Origin of the sequence: Citreicoccus inhibens, assembly GCF_019039035.1 — a bacterium.
GTDB lineage: Bacteria > Myxococcota > Myxococcia > Myxococcales > Myxococcaceae > Citreicoccus > Citreicoccus inhibens.
The window spans coordinates 90711-107570 of the sequence record NZ_JAHNZT010000007.1 but is presented as its reverse complement, the minus strand read 5'-3'; the positions used below and the strand labels follow the sequence as shown (position 1 = coordinate 107570).

At 67.3% G+C, this 16860-nt stretch carries 11 protein-coding genes; 8 read left to right on the top strand and 3 right to left on the bottom strand.

Annotated features, from left to right (window positions below; translation table 11 throughout):
- The first annotated feature begins 2 nt into the window (after window positions 1–2).
- A complete protein-coding gene (locus KRR26_RS11975) occupies window positions 3–6011 on the top strand; it encodes an RHS repeat-associated core domain-containing protein (protein WP_217079859.1) in 6009 nt (2002 codons plus the stop codon).
- A 61-nt stretch (window positions 6012–6072) separates the two neighbouring features.
- Here the strand turns inward: KRR26_RS11975 and KRR26_RS11970 are convergent, their stop codons facing one another.
- The gene (locus tag KRR26_RS11970) at window positions 6073–6666 is read right to left on the bottom strand and encodes a class I SAM-dependent methyltransferase (RefSeq protein WP_120209621.1); all 594 of its coding nucleotides are present in this window, start codon (window positions 6664–6666) and stop codon (window positions 6073–6075) included.
- 32 nt (window positions 6667–6698) lie between these two features.
- Window positions 6699–7844 carry an acyltransferase family protein gene (locus KRR26_RS11965; protein ID WP_217079858.1) on the bottom strand — a complete coding sequence of 382 codons (1146 nt, stop codon included), beginning with the start codon at window positions 7842–7844 and terminating at the stop codon, window positions 6699–6701.
- A 148-nt stretch (window positions 7845–7992) separates the two neighbouring features.
- Between KRR26_RS11965 and KRR26_RS11960 the strand changes: the two genes are divergently transcribed.
- From KRR26_RS11960 to KRR26_RS11930, 7 genes are all read left to right on the top strand, one after another.
- The gene (locus KRR26_RS11960) at window positions 7993–9135 is read left to right on the top strand and encodes a glycosyltransferase family 4 protein (protein ID WP_120209623.1); all 1143 of its coding nucleotides are present in this window, start codon (window positions 7993–7995) and stop codon (window positions 9133–9135) included.
- Window positions 9136–9143: 8 nt separating this feature from the next.
- Window positions 9144–10313, top strand: coding sequence for a glycosyltransferase family 4 protein (locus tag KRR26_RS11955; protein WP_236068521.1), 1170 nt, complete (start codon window positions 9144–9146; stop codon window positions 10311–10313).
- A gap of 104 nt (window positions 10314–10417) precedes the next feature.
- Complete coding sequence (locus tag KRR26_RS11950; RefSeq protein WP_217079857.1) at window positions 10418–11905, top strand: MraY family glycosyltransferase; 1488 nt, start codon at window positions 10418–10420, stop codon at window positions 11903–11905.
- Window positions 11902–12960, top strand: coding sequence for a nucleotidyltransferase family protein (locus KRR26_RS11945; protein WP_217079856.1), 1059 nt, complete (start codon window positions 11902–11904; stop codon window positions 12958–12960). Before KRR26_RS11950 ends, KRR26_RS11945 begins: the two co-directional genes overlap by 4 nt.
- Window positions 12961–13009: 49 nt before the next feature.
- Window positions 13010–13981 carry a nucleotidyltransferase family protein gene (locus KRR26_RS11940; RefSeq protein ID WP_120209626.1) on the top strand — a complete coding sequence of 324 codons (972 nt, stop codon included), beginning with the start codon at window positions 13010–13012 and terminating at the stop codon, window positions 13979–13981.
- A gap of 102 nt (window positions 13982–14083) precedes the next feature.
- Window positions 14084–15382 (top strand): UDP-glucose dehydrogenase family protein, encoded by a 1299-nt coding sequence (locus KRR26_RS11935; RefSeq protein WP_120209627.1) that lies wholly within the window; start codon window positions 14084–14086, stop codon window positions 15380–15382.
- Window positions 15379–16545: an acyltransferase family protein gene (locus tag KRR26_RS11930; RefSeq protein ID WP_217079855.1), complete on the top strand. Its 1167-nt coding sequence runs from the start codon at window positions 15379–15381 to the stop codon at window positions 16543–16545. Before KRR26_RS11935 ends, KRR26_RS11930 begins: the two co-directional genes overlap by 4 nt.
- On the opposite strand, the gene KRR26_RS11925 is transcribed toward KRR26_RS11930, so the two are convergent.
- Window positions 16542–16817, bottom strand: a complete 276-nt coding sequence (locus tag KRR26_RS11925) for a hypothetical protein (RefSeq protein WP_233577407.1) — start codon at window positions 16815–16817, stop codon at window positions 16542–16544. The genes KRR26_RS11930 and KRR26_RS11925 overlap by 4 nt on opposite strands.
- Window positions 16818–16860 lie beyond the last annotated feature (43 nt).

Genomic DNA, 16860 nt, shown 5'->3' with positions numbered 1-16860 from the left:
CGGTGATCGCCATTGCAACCGGGGCGGATGACCCGCTGCCAGATGATGAGATTGAAGAGAAGATCGCTCAGGCCAGCCTGAATCCTCTGCCTCCCCTGGGCGGCTCCGGCCAGTTCGGCGTGGCGCAGGCCAGCCCGGTGGCGCTGGGCTCCCTCAAACCGAGCTACTCAAACAAAGACCTCAAGCTCTCTGCTCCCTTTGGCGGAGCGACGCTGGAGCGTCACTTCAGCGGCGCGAACAACGCGTGGCTCGAGGCCGACCCAGCCAAGGTCCTCCCCGCACCGTTCGGCCACATGGCCGCGACGGGAGGTCGCTCGGGTGCCTCTCTCCAATGGTGGCACAACTTTCACAGCTTCATCCTGCTCCGGGTGCACACGGGCAGTCACTGCAGTGGAGACCCCCAGACTCCGTCGTGCGAAGACATGACCTACTGGGATGTCTATGGCGGTCCGGCGGGAACGAAGAAGACCTTCGCGGCCTGCGAGTTGGATGGCTGCTTCAGCCAGGATGAGTCCGAGCAGTCCATGAAGATCCAGCGGAGCGGCGACGGCTTCATCGTGTACACCTCCGCGGGGCGCTATCACTATCGGACGCTTCGCTCCATCTATGTGCTGAAAGACTTGGCGGTGCGCTCGCAGAAGATGCTCTGGGAGGGCGCGTATTTCCTCAGCTACGTCGAGCCAGCCCAATATGACGCATCGTCGTGTCCCTCGGAGGGCCAGGAGGATGCGGGCGTGGACGTCGCGGCCTCGTGTCATCGGCGCTCGGCGCGTCTCTCCTATGCGATTCCCAGCAGCAAGAGCCCAGCGGAGTGCTCGCCTTCAGAGGGCACCGCTGGTGTCTTGGGCGCGAACCTGCCAGTCCTGGATTCAGTCACCACCGCCAGTGGTGACAAGCTGGTGTTCCACTATCAGGCGCTCCAGGCCCGGGTTCCCGCGCTCATCGAGGGGAAGACCCAGGAGTGCGTGCTGTCTTCCGTCGACGTCGTCGGGCGGAGCGGCACCGTGGAGGCTGGCGCGGTTCAGTACTCGTATCTGGAGAACAAGGCAGGTCTGGTCTCGGGGAGCCAGTGGCCGGATCGGCCGATGACGGGAGGCGGAACGGTTCCTGGCACCATGGAGAACTACGCGTATCGCGACGCGTCGGGGCAACCCATCTGGGAGGTCACCCGGAACGGGGTACTCGTCGTCCGGCAAAGCCTGATGGGCGCGGATGGAGGAATCGCTGAAGGGTACGTGGGGCAGGAGGTGAGTCCCCATGACGCATACGCCATTGGCGTCTCTGGGAATGGATGTGTGCCCGGAATGATGTCGCTGACGCTGACGTCCCCGTGTGGCCCCAACCAGTACCAGACCTTCACGAGCAGCCAGGCGCTCCTGGGAGATGGAACGGGGACCGCGGTGTCCTCGGTTGAGCATCGGTTCTTGATGAAGCTCAGTGGGTGGGCGCCGCGCGGCGACCAAGGCCCCGTCTTGGGGAAGACGCAGGTGGTCGCGCAGTGCGATGGCGGGATGTGCGCCGGGCTCGCGACGGCTGGGGCCACGACCGCGTGGGACATGACGTTCCTGTCGCCCGTTGGCCGGACTGGCAAGGTCGAGGTGGCGCAGTATCAGCAACAGCCCAACGGGAGCTTCTCGGTCTTCGAGCATGGGCTCGCGACGGGAACCGATGTCCTGTCAGCCGGGTTCCTTCCTCCTGCGGAGCTCAATCGGGTCTACCTGGGGGCAACCGGTGAAGATGGTGGCTCGCCGCTCCTGGTCAACCAGTACACCTACGCGTATGGCGGGGCCACCCGCGCGGCGTCGCAGCGCGGGTTTGAGCAGTTGGTCCAGTCAAAGCTCTCCCCCTCCGCCTTGAGCGAGGAGGCCCCAGGCGCCCAGGCTGGGGTGTTCATGCAATATGACTCCTTCACCAATCAGTTGCAGGGTGTCATTCGCTCCGGGCTGACGTGGGAGTTCTCGGACGGCCCCCACACTTGGGAGCGCAAGCCGCGCCTCGTGGGGACTTTCTATTGCACGAGCGACGACTGCTCCCGAAGTGTGGGGGCGGCGCAGGACCCGCGAGGGCGCATCCGAGCCGTGATGGGGCCTTGCCTCGTGGAGAGTCAGTCCTCGACCACTTGCGACAAGGCGGCGCCCTCCGGAAAGCCTGCATACACCTTCCCGCTGACTCGGTACGAATACTGGGCGGACACCTCGACGGGACAGCGGGCGGGTCGTGTCTCGAAGAAGCGGGTGTGCACGCAGGCGACGAGCGCGGGATGCACCGGGACGTTCCTGGATACGACCTACGATGCCTATGACTCGCGTGGCCGCCTGCTCCAGAGCACCGACCCGAATGGGATCGTGACCACCTTCGAGTACGCGGGTGAACGTCTGGCTCGCTTCACGACCGCGGTCGGGACGCCGTTGGAGGCCGTCACGGAATACGGCTACGACAACGGCGCGCACGGCGACTACATCAAGCACTCGGATGGGCACTACGAGGTGCAGTGCTTCCGTCTCGGGGTTGCACCAGGGGCGGACTGCGCTGATTCGGGTGGGGCGCACCCTCGCTCGGACCTGCTTCAGTGGAAGGCCTCCTCGGCGACTCCCGGCGGCGCGGTCTATTCCGAGCGCGTCGACTACACGTATCGCCAGGGGAAGCTGCGGAGCGAGACCTATCGAGATGAGACCGGGGAGGTGCGCCGCACGCGCTACTTCGAGGGCGACCCCCTGGGCCGCATCACGTTCGAGGCGTCCGGGACCAATGCTCCGGGACCCTCGCCCACCGCGGCGGCCATCTATTCCCAGACAGGGCTGTTCGATGCGCAGGGCAATCGCATCGGCATGGGCCTGTCCTATCAGCCGGGAGCGTCTGTCCCGCCTCCTCTCTGCGGAGGGATTGACCCCAACACGCTGGCCAGTGGCTCGCCGCAGCCCTTGAGTCCGCAGTGCACGGCCTTCTCCTATGACCGGCTCAATCGGCTGGTCAGCCTCGTAGAGCCGCTGGGGACCAACGCGCCACAAGCAACGGCGGTGCGGACACTCCTGTCCTATGACCCGGCCGGAAACCTTCGGAGTGTTCAGCAGGGCTGTCCGCCCGGAGCAGGCACGTGCAGTCAGCCTGTCGTGAACTACCAGCACGACGACTTCGGCAACGTCGTGCGCGTCCATGCTCCTTGGGCCATGGGGCCGCAAGAGTCCGGCTCCGCGGGGCCGGGCCGCGGCATCTATCAGTTCGAGTACGACGCGGCGGGGAACCTCGTCCGTGAGCAGACGCCCGCCATGGCCGCCGCCACCGTCATGCAGTGGCTGGATTACGAGTACGACAGCTTGGGACGCCTGCGGGGCGCGAATGCCGTCACGTCGAGTTCGGTGGAGTCGCTCTATCGCATTGCCTACGACAACGAGGTCGCCGCGCCGTCGGCTTGTCCTGACTCTTCCCCGAGCCGCCCCTCGCTGGCCCTGGGGCGGGCGCAGGTGTTGACGGACTCGTTCGGAGACTCCTGGTACCAGTACGACGCGCACGGAAACATGATTGGCCTCTACCGAGTGCGCAAACAGACCGGCTGGGCGGCCCGCACGCATCCGTGCGTCGGCGCCCATACGAACGCCTCTCCCAACCGGGTCCTCTATTACGACCGAACGGGCTTGTTGATGAATGAGTGGATGCCCGGTGGGCGCTATGTGTCCTACGGCTACTACGGCAACACGACGGGGCGCTCGCACCGCGTGAAGTCGATCTCCGCGACGACGTGGGATGGAGCGTCCTGGTCGGGCATGGTGACGCTCATTGACGATGCTCGCTGGGAGCCGTTCGGCGGCCTGCGCTCCTACGTGCTCAACGCGCCCGGCGCGCCTGCTTCGAACAAGCAGGCGCGGGTCGAGTACCACCGAGGCGGCTCGAACCAGCCGCTCACGAACTGCAGTGGGACGGGCTTCGCCAGCACGGGGGATACCTCCGGTCGGCTCTCTGGGCTGACGGTCTCGAAGGTGGAGGCGGGCGGAGTGCTGGGGGACATCTTCAAGCGCGCCTATACATGGAAGGGAGACCAGGCACTCCAAGAGGACACGTGTCTCCTGGAGAGCGGAAGTGTCGCGCCGAACTCGGTGCGATATGCGGACTCCGGTTCAGGTGCGCAGGGCTACGACGCGCGCTTGCAGTTGAGGTTCGCGCAGCAGCTCACGTCCCCGGGCATGAGCGAAGGCGGGTCGTATCAGTCGCGCGCGTACGAATACGACACCCGCGGAAACAGGACCTCTGAACTCCTGGATGGATGGCAGTACGGCAGTGAGTATGACGCTGGGGCTCCTCGGGTGGATTGGCTCATGACTCGCTCGTGGACCCCGAATGCGTGCTCGGGCGGTTCGTGCCCGCGCGAGTTCAAGGTGACTCAGCGCTATGGCTATGACGCCGATGGTCGCGTCAAGCAGGTGGCTGACTACAAGCAGAAGACGGATCCCGTCGGCTCACCGCTCCATGTGCTGTCGCTGGATCCTTCCACGACGGGGGCCAATGCGGCCGTCGGGGCTGTCTATCGAATGGTGTCCGATAGCGAAGGTCGCTCGTATGAGTACTTCTACGACGCGCAGGGCCGACGTCGCCTCAAGCGCTACTTGCTGGATACCCCGGCGGGGATGCCCGAGGACGAGTACTTCTACGACGGGACGCGGCTCCTGGAAGACTGGGGGCACACGGGGTTCGACTTGTCGACGGCGGACTCGGTTCGTGACGAGTACCTCTGGCTCGACAACCGGCCGCTTGCCTTCTTCAAGAGCCGCAGCAGCCTTAGTGGGCAGCGCTCGCAGGACCTGGTGGGGGATTGCCCGCGCAACGGAGAGCCAGCGAAGTGCGGGCTCTACTTCATCGTCACGGATGGTCTGGGGAAGCCGGTGATGGTCCTGGACTCGTACCGCCGCGTCGCGGGCGTGGGCGACTATGACCCGTATGGACAGGTCAACCGCACGGCTCGCGTGGCCAGCTCTCCGGTGCTGGGAACGGGGCAGGACGTGCTGTTCTCCGCGCTGAAGGCTCCGGCTTCGACCGCGACGGTGACACAGATGCGCGCACGGCTCGCGTTCATCGACACCGCGAGCGGAAGCGGAGTGTATCTGGCGGATGGGAGTGGGGCGCTGGTGAACGGCGTGTCGGGCGCCTCCACGTTGCTGAGCAATTTGGTGGGGACAGGTGTCGCAACCGACTGGGCGCAGACCTCAGCGGACGGCACGCTCCAGTTGCGCTTCAAGTCTCCGACGACGGCGGGCGCGACAGGCGAAGCTTCGCTGGAGGGGTTGGAGTATCGCCGCTTCCAGTCGGGTGCGACTCCGACGTGGACGCCGTTGCGCTTCCCGGGGCAGTACCACGACACCGAGACGGACCTGTTCGAGAACTGGAATCGCTACTACGAGCCGCGCAGCGGGCGGTACCTCGGGCCGGAACCCATGCTCTTGACCTCAGAATGGGCTGCCAAGCTGAGCGAGAGTGGGAGGGGCATGGGGGTGTACCAGTATGCCTCTGGGAACCCTGTCTACTTCGTGGACGCGGACGGAAATGACGTCACGTGTGAGAAGGAAAACACCAATGACTGCATGGTGAAGCCGGATGAGAAGGGGGACGAGATTGTTATTGAGGATTCGTCGGGAAATGTCGTGAAGTCGATAACGATTACTGAGGCGACGAAGGATACGCCGGTCGCATTGAAGCCTGGTGAGAAATGGGTTGGAAAACAGGATGGAGTCGCGACCAAGGACAAGCCCGGGGCCGTATTTAAGACGACCGATTCTGTTGATGTCTCGCTGGGAAAAGGTGGAAAGGCCTCAACTTCCCTTCCTTACCCCAAGGAACACAGTTTTCCACCAGGTGGTTGGTTCGATGAGAACATGTCGAAGTATCTGTTCCGGATGGGGGGCAGAATCGCACGGACTGGGTGGAAGGATCAGGATTGGATTGACGGAAAAGGTGTGGGAAATGTCCCAAGGACTGACTGGGTGCCTTTGATGGATTCAACCAAGCCCGATCCGAAAAAGTGACGCCTTTCCGGTCATGGCCGCGTCAGATGTGATTGACGCGGCCATGATTACTGCCGTCGCTTCAACTCACGCGGCGGCGCATCACCGTGAGCGAGTCGGAGGTTTCGACTCGCTCATAGTTCTTTTCCTGCATGACGACTTCATTCGTGTACCGAGCGCTGCCCGCGGTCTCCAGCGGGCGCTGGGGCGTGGAGTGGCTGTCATGCAGGGCGATGATGCCCCCAGGGGCGACCAGCGGACTCCAGCCCGTCCAGTCCGCTTGCAGCCCTTCGTAGCTGTGGTCTCCATCAATGAAGATGAAGTCTGGGGCGGGGAAGCCCTGGACGCGGTGCTCTCGGGCTGCGTCTGCGCCCGTCGTGCGCACCCACTGCACGTGCCCATTGCGCACGCTGGCGACCTCTCGGTGCGCGATGAGCTGCTGCACGCTCACCTTCAAGCGCCCCACGGGATAGGGATCCACGGCCCAGAGCGTGGCCGTTGGGTCCATCACCGCGCGCAGCACTCGCGTGGTCACCCCATGCCAGACACCGACTTCGACGAGTCGTCGTCGCCCCGCGGCGTGCTTGGCGAGGCAAGCTCGCTCCGCGGCGGTGGTCTGCGTTTCGGCCTGCGCCAACCCCGCCAACCACAGGGCGAAGTGAGTCGTGACCCGCATGGTCCTGCTCCTATGTCTGTACTGCCGCGCTGTTAGCGTCCGGGGGCCACCACCCCGTCACTCGCCCCCGCCCGCGAAGCCTGCCACGCCAGCAGCCTATCCCGCAGCTTCAGGGCAGGTCTCTCCACCGCGACGTAGGTCACCCAGGCGAGCCCATGCGTCACCGCGATGAAGGCAAACAGATCCAATTCCCACACACCCAGGGTCAGGTTCCGCCGCTCGAACACGCGCGCCACGACCCCGAACCAGAGATAGGTGCCATACGAGAGGACCGCGGCCTGGAACACGAGCCCTCGCAGGGGAACGGGCAGCGCAATCGCTTCCGTGCCCACGAGCAGCCCGCCAAACCCCATGGCGAGCCCCGCGAAGATCCACACGCCTCCCCAGTCCGGCAGGTGAGGCACGCACCCCGCGAGGGTTGCCGCGAGCACCAGCACACCCATTGCGCCGCAGACCCCTCGCCAAGCCCGGGGCCATCGTTGCCATCGCGGCGCGGTCCTCGCGAGAAAGACACCCACCGCGAGTCCATCCAGGTGGAGGTGCGTGGGCCACTGCAATCGCACCCATTGTTCCGCGGGCAACAGGCCCGGCGTGGCGGTGTGTACCTCCCAGGCTCGGACTCCCAAGCTCAGCGCCCAGGGCATCAGCCATACCCAGGCCGGCGCGGCGCGAGCATGCAGCCCGAACGCGAGCAGCGGCAGGACCACGTAGAAGTGCTCTTCGACGCAGAGCGACCAGCTCTGCACGAAGTCGCGCACACCCACGTAGTTCTGAAGGAAGACGAGGTAGTGCCAGCCTCCCCCCACGAAGGGAGTCCCGAGCAACCACGGCTTCAGGGCATGGAAGGCGAGGACGAGAAAGTAGAGCGGCAGCGTTCGCATCCACCGCTTGATCCAGAACGTGCGGAGCTGGAGCCCCAGAGGCACTGCGTCCTCTGTCGCGAACACCTGCCGACCAATGAGGTAGCCGGAGAGGACGAAGAACAGGTCCACGCCCACCCAGCCGACGTCGAAGCCCGCGCGGAGCATGTCCGGTAGGGCGCGCCGCACGGACTCCGGAGCGTGGAAGCAGAGCACCGAGAAGATGGCCAAGGCCCGGAGCACGTCCAGGCCGTCCTTGCGAGAGGGCCCTGCGGCGAGGACTCCCGAGTCTGAGGTCTGCGGGTGAGGGGAGGGCATGAAGGGGCGCCTCGCATTGTCTTTCACAGGGGCTTGGGGACGGCAATGGCTCCGTGATTGCCCGTTCGCTCCCGGGACGACTGTCCGTGAACGCGCCCGTGCGAGACCTATCGCCAGGGCACGGAGTCCTGTCCTATGAAGTCGAGTGATGCGATTCCTCGTGGCAGCCCAGTTTGCTCCGGATCCCAACAGCGGCTCGGCTGGCTCCGTGCTGGCCGTCGGCGACGCCTTGGCCGCCCGTGGTCATGGGGTCGACTATGAGTGGTTCGCGGATGAAGGCGTGGTTCCTCATGCGGCGCTGCGACGTCACTTCGAGACCCCTGTCCGCCAGTTGAAGGCCCTGTCGTCTCGCTTGAAGCAGCAGGACTATGACGTGGTGCTGGTCAGTCAGCCTCAGGCCTATCTCGCCTATGAGCTGCTGCCTCGGCACCATCCGCGCACCCTCTTCCTCAATCGCACCCATGGTTGGGAGCACCGCTTGCTGTTGGCGGAGAAGCGCCTGGGCTATGAGCCCGTGAAGGCCGCCTCCCGCAGGGTACTCTCGGGTGCCAGTGGTAAGATGGCGGTCATGGCTTGTTGGCGCACCGCTCGCGCGTGTCACGGCGTCATCGCGCCGTCCTCGCGCTGCGCGGATTTCGTCCGCGACACGTACTCCTTGCCCGCGAGCAAGGTGGGCTTCATCCGCTATGGCCTGGGGCAGGATTTCCTCGAAGGGGCCCTGGTCGAGCCGGCCGTGCGCATGCCGCGGCTGCTCTTCGTGGGCAGCTACCTCTGGCGCAAGGGCGCGGGACTGATGGAGGACGTGCTGCCCCGACTGGCGCAGCGTCACCCGGGGCTGGAGCTGACGTTCGTGGTGAACAGCTCGGCGGAGGAGCACATCCGTCGCGTCTACGGGCCCGCCTTCGGTGAGCGGCTGCGCGTCCACTCGTGGATGCCGCGCACGGCGCTGCGCCAGGTGTACGCGGAGCACGACGTGCTGCTGTTCCCCTCGTACTTCGAGGGCTTTGGCAAGACGTGGCTCGAGGGCATGGCCAGCGGACTCTGTGTGGTTGGCTTCGATGAGGGCGGTCTGGGCGACCTCGCCCTCAACGGTCGGGATGCCCTCTTCTGTGAGGCGGGTGACTCCGCGGGCTGGGAGCGACTGCTGGAGGAATCCCTCCGGAATCCCGAGCTGGTGGCGCGCGTTCGTCGCTCCGGGCAGGAGCGTGCGCGGCAACGCACGTGGGACCAGACCGCCGAGGACACCGAGTCGTTCTGTCAGCGACTTCGGTTCGAGCGCGGCCTGGGCTGAGGACACGCATGCAAGACGGGAGAGGCCGTGGGCTGCGGGTGCTCCTGGCCATTCACCATCCGCTCGACCCGGACATGGGGGCCCCGGGAGTGACGCTGGCGCTGGGGAACGCGCTCGCGTCACGCGGATGCGCCGTGGACTACTTCAGCTACACGGAAGCCTTCCCCGGCACCACCGTCCACACCGCCTGGCATGGCGTGCGTTTCCCCTGGGAACTCGCGCGGCATCTGGCGCGCGTGGCGGGGCGCTATGACGTGCTGGACGTCACGACGGGCGATTGCTGGCCGTGGGCTCGGGCGGGCCGGCCTGGGGCCTCGCGTGACCAGGTGCTGGTGACGCGCAGCCACGGCTTGGAGCACACCTATTCCGAGCGGCTTCGGGCGGACTCCTCCAAAGGGCTGCATCACCTGAGCTGGAAGTACCCGCTCTACCATGGCGGCTTTCGCCTCTGGGAAGTGCGGCAGTCCCTGCTGTTGTCGGACCACACGGTCCTGCTCAACACGCAGGACGCGACCTATGCGCGTGAGCGATTGGGGTTGCCCGACGCTCGCCTCAGCGTGATTCCGCACGCGCTCCCCGCGGTCTTCCATGGACTGCCGCCCGCGCGGCCTGCGCCCGAAGGTGCGCCTTTGCGTCTGGCGTTCGTGGGGAGCTGGCTGCCCGCCAAGGGCACGGCGGTGTTGGTCGCCGTGGCGAAGGCGCTGTTCACACAAGGCCTTCCGTTCACCCTGACGATGCTGGGCACAGGCGTGGCCGAGCGCGAGGTGCTCGAGTCCTTCCCATCGACGATGCGTGAGCGTCTGCGGGTCATCCCTCGCTATCCCAACGCGGAGCTGCCGCGGCTGCTCGAGGGAGAAGAGGTGCTCCTGTTCCCCAGCCACAGCGAGGGCTACGGCATGGCGCTCGTGGAGGCGATGGCGTGTGGGTTGGTGCCTGTCACGACGCCGGTGGGCGTGGCGCAGGAGGTGGTGCTCCATGAGGAGTCCGGCCTGCGTGTACCCATTGGTGATGTGTCGGCGATGGTGGCCGCGGTGAACACCCTTGCGAGCGATGGTGGACGTCGACTCGCCCTGCGGCGGGCCGCGCAGAACGCTGTCTCTGGACTTTTCTGGCCGGATATCGCCGAGCGGATGATTGGGCTTTACAAATCCTTGCTGAATGGACGCGGGACGTCTTGAACTGAGCTTTCCCGTGGAGGAAGGGATCGACCACGCTGCTCAGGGATGACACACGTTGACGCGCCGGGCAGTGACCCTCACCATGATCTCCGGCATCCACTCGCATGGTCACCTTCTTCGTCGCTTTCCTCATCTCGCTCATGGTGGCCCTGGTGCTCACGCTCGTGGTGCGCAACCGCGCCCATGCGTGGGGTTGGCTTGACCAGGCGAACTCCAGCCGCAAGGTGCATGTCCGGCCCATTCCGAGGCTCGGGGGCATTGGCATCGTCGGCGGGTTCTTCGCGCCACTGTGCGCGCTGTTCCTCGTGGACTCGGGCGTCGGCTTCCAGTTCCGGGCGCAGACCGCGCTCGTCGCCGGGCTCTTCATCGGCGGTGCCATCATCGCGGCGCTGGGCCTCTATGACGACCTGCGCGGCGCCGGCGCGCGGCTGAAGTTCTCCGTGCAGTTCGCGGTGGCGCTTGGCCTCTATGCGCTGGGCTTTCGCATCGAGGCGCTCGCCAATCCCTTCGGCCTGGAGCTGCCGCTGGGCGTGCTGAGCCTGCCCTTCACCGTGTTCTGGGTGGTGGGCGTGGTCAACGCGCTCAACCTCATCGATGGACTGGATGGGCTCGCGGGTGGCGTGGCGTTCTTCGGCGTGGGCACCAACTTCATCCTCGCGCTGGCTCGCGGGGACGTGCTGCTGTGCCTGCTGATGGCCGCGCTCGCGGGCGCCATCCTCGGGTTCCTGGTGTTCAACTTCAACCCGGCCTCCATCTTCATGGGGGACACCGGGAGCATGTTCCTCGGCTTCGTGCTCGCGGCCGTGTCCATCAAGACGTGCACGAAGAGCGGCACCGCCGTGGCCATGCTCGTGCCCATCATGTCGCTGGGCCTGCCCATCATGGACACCCTGCTGGCCATGATTCGCCGCTCGTTGCTGGGGCGCCCCTTGTTCAGCGCGGACAAGGAGCACATCCACCACCGGCTGATGAGCCGCCTGTTGCTCAGTCACCGGAGCAGCGTGCTCGTGCTCTATGGGCTCTGTGGTCTGTTCACGCTCACGGCGCTCGGGCTCAACTTCGCCAACACCGCGCAGAGCGCCTTGCTGCTCACGGGCATGGCCATCGTCATCGTCGTGCTGATGCGCAAGCTGGGTTACCTGGACCTCAAGAGCGCGGGGGTGGTTCAGCAGGTGCGCCAGCGCAACCTCCGCCTGCGCCAGCTCGTCGCGGATGTCACCTCGGAGGTTCGCGGTGCGGGGTCGCTCCAGGGCATCTGGAACGCGGTGCGCCCGCTCGCCGAGGCGCTGGACGTGGCCCGCCAGGAGCTGCGCTTCCAGCAGGTCCGCGAAGGTCTCACGGATGGCGTCGTCTTCGAGACGCAGCGGCCCGGCCAGGACGCCGCCGCGCCGCTGGAGGTCCGCATCGAGGTGAAGCACCAGGAGTCCGTGCTCGGCGCGCTGGTGCTCGGCTGGCGCGATGGGCGCGAGGCCATCAACCGCGATGAGGAGCTGGCCCTGGAGGTCGTGGCGGATGCGGTGGCCGCGCGTGCCGCGGCGCTGCTGTTCCTCGCGGATGCACCGGGCGCGCGCGTGGTCGCGCTTCGACGGTGAGCACGGAGGGCGGTCTCGCGCTGGTGTCGTTGCTGCGTGCGTGGCCCGCGGCTCCGGCCACGTCGGTGGCGCCCGAGCACGCGGTCGCGTTCGTCCAGGCCTCGGTGCGGCATGGGCTCGTGGGCTTCGTCGAGCACGCGGTGGCGCGCGCGGGTTGGCCGCTGCCCATTGAAGCCCGCGCGCTGCTCCGCCGCGAGTCGCTGGGCAACGCCGCCCGCGTGATGCGCGTGAAGGCGCTGCTCGCGAAGGCCGTGAAGGCGCTGGCCGCGGAGAACGTGACGCCCGTGTTGCTCAAGGGCTACGGGCTGGCGCGGCGGCTGTATCCGGAGCCGCTCCAGCGCGCGACGAGTGACGTGGACCTGCTGGTGACGCGCGCCGAGGTCGACCGCTCCGTGCGCGCGCTCACGGGGCTGGGGCTCCGGGTTCGCGGGCCTGCGCACGCGCACGAGGACTCGCATCACCTGGAGCTGACGGGCCCGTCCGGCCTGGTGGAGCTGCACTTCCGCGCGCTCGCGGGCTACGGCCGCGCGCTGGAGGGCGATGCGCTGGTGGCGCGCTCCGAGGTGGAGGCGTGGGATGGCTTGCGCGTGCGCCACCCCAACGCGGAGGACGAGGCGGTGTACCTGGCGCTGCATGCCAGCAATCACCTGCTCCAGCGCCTGGCGTGGCTGTTCGACCTGAAGCTCCTGTCGCTCCCGAGCGAACAGCGCGCGCCGTTGGATTGGGCGGAGATCATCTCGCTCGCGCGCGAGACGGCGCTGCCGCATCTGGCGTGGTACGCGTGGGAGGCGGCGCACCGGTTGATGGCGGCGCCCGTGCCCGCGGAGGTGCTCGCGGCGCTGGCGCCCCCGTGGTGGCAGCGCGAGGTGGCGGCGCGCTGTTTCTCCGAGGCGCGGTTGCTGAGCACGGGGCTGGCGAAGAGCAAGCCCGCGTGGATGGCGGCCAAGCTCCTGTTGGCGCCGCATGTGGGGGACATGGCTCGGTACACGCTGCGCCGTATGGAGACCGCGGCGCGGGCGCGGCTGGACGGATTCCGGGGAAACACTGCGGGGTGACAGGCGGGCATTGCGGCGGGTGCGTTCCGCCCGTTAAAGGGGCCGCATCATGGCGCCGAGCCTCATCGATACCGTCCGCACCCTTGCCGCGTTTGATCCACCCCGTGGAGGGCTGAAGGGAGCCCCGTGGGAGGAGTATGTGGACTGGGCCATTGCCCAGGGCCTGGCGCCGCTGGCGGCCTACAACCTCGAGTATCGGTTGGGGGGCGGCCATGCGCCCGAGTGGGCGCGCGACCGGCTGATGACCATCTATCAGGGGTCGGTGAACGACAACGTGATGAAGCTGGTCCACTTCAAGCGCATCGTGGACGAGCTGGAGGGACGCAAGCTGCTCCTGCTGGGCGGCGCGTCGTTCGCCGAGGCGCTCTATCCGCACGTCGGCTTCCGGCCGGTGCTCGACATCCAGGTGCTGCTGCGCCGGATGGATGTGGATGGCTTCGCGGGCTACCTGTCCAACCACGACTTCCGTCCCGAGGAGGACACTTCCGGCAGCGGCGCCACGCGCGTGGTGTCCGATGGGCGAACCCCCATCTATCTCTATTCGGACGTCCTCGGGCCGCAGCGCCGCGAGCAGCTCGCCGCGGTGTTCGAGCGCTCCCGGGCCATGAAAGTGTATGGGCCCTCGGTGTTCCGTCCCGACCTGGAGGACGCCGTGCTGCTGCTCGCGTTGGATCAGGCCAGCCGCGGCTACGACGTGCCCTGGCTGTCGTTCGTGGACATGCGCGAACTCGTCACGGGCGCGACCTGGATGGGTGGGGTGTACTCCCGGACCCTGGATGTCCCCGCCCTGCTGGAGCGAGCCAGGGCGTGGCGCATGGAGCGCGCGCTGTACACGTCGCTGGCCATCGTGGCGCGCATCTTCGTGGACGCGGCGCCGCAGGCCACCGCGGCCATGCCTCCTCTGCGGGGCGCGACCCGCGAGCTGTTGGACCGGCTCGTGGTGGGTCCGGTGAGCACCCCGGGGCGGACGACCGCGCTCCGAGGGGTGGAGCGGCTCCGGCGCCTGCTGGCGGGGCGCTGAGGCTGGCGGGACCCTGGTACCCGGGACGGACTTCCTTTCGGTGTGGGTCTCGGCGTATGAGTCCCGAGCCGTCATTCCCAACGCTGGGGACTGGGACTTTCAATGCGCATTGCCATCATCGGTACGGGCTACGTCGGGCTCGTCGCGGGAACCTGCTTCGCGGACTCTGGGAACGATGTCACGTGTGTGGACATCGACGAGCGGAAGATTCGCATGCTCCTGGCGGGCGAGGTGCCCATCTACGAGCCGGGGCTCGAGGAGCTGATCCGCAAGAACGTGCGGGAGAAGCGGCTCGCGTTCACCACGAACCTGGCCGACGCGGTGTCTCCCGCGCAGGTGGTCTTCATCGCGGTGGGCACGCCCGAGGGTGAGAGCGGCGAGGCGGATCTCCAGTACGTGTTGGCCGCCGCCGAGCAGATTGGCCGCGCCATCAAGCAGTACACGGTGGTGGTGGACAAGAGCACCGTGCCGGTGGGCACCGCGGACAAGGTGCGCGCGGCCATCGCGAAGGTGGCGAGCGCCGAGTTCGACGTGGTGTCCAACCCCGAGTTCCTCAAGGAAGGCGCCGCGCTGGACGACTTCCTCAAGCCGGATCGCGTCGTCATCGGCGTGGAGTCCGAGCGCGCGCGCAAGGTGATGGGCGAGCTGTACGCCCCCTTCGTGCGCACCGAGCACCCCATCCTGTTCATGGACACGCGCTCGGCGGAGCTGACGAAGTACGCGGCCAACGCGATGCTGGCCACGCGCATCTCGTTCATGAACGACGTCGCCGCGCTCTGCGAGAAGGTGGGCGCGGACGTGGACTTCGTGCGCAAGGGCCTGGGCGCGGACAAGCGCATCGGCTACCCGTTCCTCTTCCCGGGCGTGGGCTACGGCGGCTCGTGCTTCCCCAAGGACGTGAAGGCGCTCGTCACGACGGCGCGTGAGTACGGCCTGGAGCTGGACCTCTTGCGCGCGGTGGAGCGCACCAACGAGCGCCAGAAGAAGCTGCTGGTGACCAAGGCCGTGAAGCACTTCGGCTCGCTCGAGGGCAAGAAGTTCGGCGTCTGGGGTCTGGCCTTCAAGCCGAAGACGGACGACATGCGCGAGGCGCCGGCCATCGAGGTCATCGAGGGGCTCATCGGCAAGGGCGCGCAGGTGGTGGCGCATGATCCGGTGGCCGCGCACGCCGCGAAGCGCGTCTTCGGCGATCGCATCCGCTACGCGTCGGTGCCCTACGAGGCGCTGGAGGGCGTGGACGCGCTCTTCGTCGTGACGGAGTGGAACGAGTTCCGCCACCCGGACTTCGAGCGGATGAAGGCGCTGATGAAGTCGCCGGTCATCTTCGACGGGCGCAACATCTACGACCCGGTCCGCATGCGGGAGCTGGGCTTCACCCACTTCAGCATCGGCCGTCGGTGAAGTCGGGCGGTTCGCTGGACGCCCTCACGGGGCTGCGCTTCTACGCGGCCCTGCACGTGGTGCTGTTCCACTTCGCCGTGCCGTGCATGGACGACGCGCCTACGTGGCTGCGCCATCTCGTGGGCGCGGGCTACGCCTCGGTGGGAGTGTTCTTCGTCCTGTCGGGCTTCGTGCTCGCGTACAACTACGTGAGCGCGGACGGGGCGATGCGCGGCGGAGTTCGAGCCTTCTGGAGCGCGCGGCTGGCCCGCGTGTACCCCGTCTTCCTGCTCGCGTTCGTGCTCTCCGCGCCGCCGACGATGGGGCGCTCGCTGGCGGTCAACGTACCGGCGACGGCCGCCCTCAAGCTGGGGAGCGCGGGGATGGCCACGCTCCTGCTGCTCCAGGCGTGGGTGCCCAAGCTGGCGCTCTACTGGAATCCGCCCGGCTGGTCCGTGGCCGTGGAGGCCTTCTTCTACGCGGTCTTCCCGGGCCTGGCGCGCCGCCTGCGGACCCCTCGTGGAGCCGGACTCGTCCTGGCGCTGGCGGGTGTCTGGGGCCTGGGGCTCATCCCTTCGCTGCTCTACCTCTGGCTCCAGCCCGATGGCCCGGGCCCCTTCGATGTGTACGCCTCCGGCACGTGGCTGACCGCGCTCAAGTTCAGTCCGCTGGCGCGCCTGCCGGAGTTCCTGCTGGGCGTGATGCTCGGCGTGGCCTTCGTGCGCGAGCGCGAGGCGGCGACTGCCTGTTCAGGCACCTGGATGGCGCTGGCGGGCGCGGGTCTGCTCGTGGCGGGCTTCGCGGCAGGGCCTGTGCTGCCGTACCCGCTGATGCACAATGCGCTGTTGGCGCCGGCGTCCGGGCTGCTCGTGTACGGGTTGGCGCGCGGGGGAGGGCTGTTGGGCCGGCTGTTGTCGCGGCCGCTCGCGGTGCGGCTCGGCGGCGCGAGCTATGCCCTGTACCTGCTGCAGTATCCGGTGAGCGAGGTGGTGCACAGCCTGGAGTCCCGGCTGGACCTGTCCTCACCGTGGCGATGGCTGGGATTGCTGATGGTGTTGCTGGTGCCCGCGTCGCTGGCGGTCCACCACTGGGTGGAGACGCCATGGCGCTCGCGGGTGCGGCGCGCGCTCCAGCCGTGGGTGGAGGCGGACGGCGCCGCGAAGTTGTCCGCCAGCCAGGGCTAGCGGGCCAGGCCGCAGTTGCGCTTGCCTTCGTCCGTCTCGATGACGTGGCAGTCGCACACGTCCAGCTTCGCCTCGCAGGCGATGTCATCGTCGGCGGTGGGCTCGACGCGGCCCTCCTCCTGCGCGGCGCGGCGCTCGCAGGCCTGCTTCTCCACGGAGTTGACGGCGCAATCGCAGAGCTTCTCGGACAGCTCGCGGCAGGCGCTCTTGCACGCGGTGAGCCCGGACAAGGTGGCGCAGAGCAGGGTGGCGGTGAGGACGAGGCGACGCATGGGCTCGGGGAAGATGCCAGATGGCCCCCGGGATGCAAGCGAC